At 18.7% G+C, this 1,846-nt stretch carries 3 protein-coding genes; all 3 read right to left on the reverse strand.

Going from position 1 to position 1,846, the window contains the following annotated elements:
* Positions 1–30: 30 nt before the first annotated feature.
* The 3 genes from T403_RS0103910 to T403_RS0103920 all read right to left on the reverse strand — a co-directional run bounded on the left by T403_RS0103910 (position 31) and on the right by T403_RS0103920 (position 1,736).
* Positions 31–360 carry a hypothetical protein gene (locus T403_RS0103910; protein ID WP_033161514.1) on the reverse strand — a complete coding sequence of 110 codons (330 nt, stop codon included), beginning with the start codon at positions 358–360 and terminating at the stop codon, positions 31–33.
* Positions 353–589, reverse strand: a complete 237-nt coding sequence (locus T403_RS0103915) for a hypothetical protein (protein ID WP_033161515.1) — start codon at positions 587–589, stop codon at positions 353–355. The genes T403_RS0103910 and T403_RS0103915 overlap by 8 nt, the downstream gene beginning before the upstream one ends.
* 388 nt (positions 590–977) lie before the next feature.
* Positions 978–1,736, reverse strand: a complete 759-nt coding sequence (locus T403_RS0103920; RefSeq protein ID WP_033161516.1) for a hypothetical protein — start codon at positions 1,734–1,736, stop codon at positions 978–980.
* Positions 1,737–1,846: the final 110 nt, after the last annotated feature.

The raw sequence follows: 1,846 nt of genomic DNA on the forward strand, positions 1-1,846 counted from the left end.
GAAGAAGTTTATACCTCCTTTTTAAAAGTTTTAGCCTGTTTGTGCAATAGTTGTTGCATTTTCAATAGAAGACATTACAAGTGGTCAAATCACAATGGTAATTGTAAAAATAATTAAAAAAGCAATAGCTGTAAATCTTAACTGTTTAACATAATGATCTTTTCGATCTGTAAATACAGCCATTATAAGGTAAAAAATACAAGCAACCATCAAACCTGCAACTATAAGTCCTAATAAAACTAAAATAATAGCTTTAATTTGATCATTTACACCATTTACAATGTTTTTAATTGGCTCTACATTTGCAGAACTAAAATATTTAATTTTTTCATAAGATGAAGATACTAAGTTTTTAATCAATATTTTCTCCTTTTAATTTTTTTTCTTTTTTATTTTTTGAATTTGATTTTTCAGTTTTTTTAGTTAAAAGTAAAATTTCATTTTTGTTATTTGCATTTTGTGTTGATTTTTTATTCTTTTTAGTTTTTTTCTTATTTAAAAATCAAAATAAAATAAGTGCTAAAATTAATAAAACAGCTGCAACAGTTACAACTATTAAAAGATTGTTTAGTATGACAAAATTTAACATTTTTATCTCCTTATTATTTTTTTAAATTAATAATTTATTTATTTTTATGTTTGTGTTGTAGATTAATTTTTTTTATTTTTTTATCTATTATTTGAATAAATAAAAGTTTTATTTCTTTTTATAAATTAAAATGATAATTTGTTTTTATTAAATAAATGATTTCTTTTCTTTTATATTCATTTATTAAAATGATCATTATTCTTTTCAAGAATAATATCTAAGTAATAAAAATTGGACTTTTTAAAAATTAAAAGAAAGTATGAGCAAAAAACTTAAAAATCAATACAATTAAAAATACAAACAATTAATGTTTGCTTTTTCACATTGAAATAGCTCAATAGATCATTATTCTTTTCAATTTTTAATCTTTTAACAAAATTTTCACCTATTAAACAGTAAGTGTTTTGTTAAAATCAACAATGTGAAAAGTTTTAATATGTTTTTTTAATTTATCAAAACTTTTTATAAAAGAAATTTTAATATTAAAATCTCTATTTAATATATAGTTAAATAATTTGTTTTTTGTTAAGTAATAAATTCTACAGTAGCTAATTTTTAATCTTTTAAATGCTTTAAAAGTAAATTTATTAGTTTTATTTATTTTTGTTATTATTTTGCAATCAAAATGATCTTCTTTAAAATAATGTTTATCTCTAACACATAAACAACCATCTTTTTTTTCTTTAGTTGTTTTAACTCCTAAAAGTAAAATTTTAGCTTGATGAATGAATAAAATTTTTAAAGGAGTAAAGTTATAAATGTTTTTTTCGTATTCATTTTTATGTAAAATAACAAATTCTTTAGATTTTTTAAACTTATTTATAGTAATTTTATGATTTTTTACTGTTATAAAATTCATCATTTCTAAATTTTTAATTGCTTGATAAAATGAAGATTTAGGAAATCAATCTTCAGTGTTCACATCATTAAAAAATGAAGGAAAAAAGTTATTCATAAAAATTGTTTTAATATCAGAAATAAACATTTGCTTTTGCTTAAAAATTTTTGCTAAATGAAAAATAGAAATTAATATTTGTAAAGATCTTTTAGAAGTTTTTAATTTCATTAATGTTAAAGTATCTATTTTGATAATTTTTTTGTTACTTCAAATAGATATTTTTTTATTTAAAAGTTTTTCTCTATTCATTTATCTCCTTATTTTTTAAGCAAATTAAATTTATTACTTTGCTTGTTAAAATTAAGGTTATAAAAAAAGACAACCACTTAAGGTTGTCCATTAACTTTTGCCCATCACTC

The organism is Mycoplasma collis ATCC 35278 (assembly GCF_000701825.1).
Taxonomy (GTDB): Bacteria; Bacillota_I; Bacilli_A; order Mycoplasmatales; family Metamycoplasmataceae; genus Mesomycoplasma_A; species Mesomycoplasma_A collis.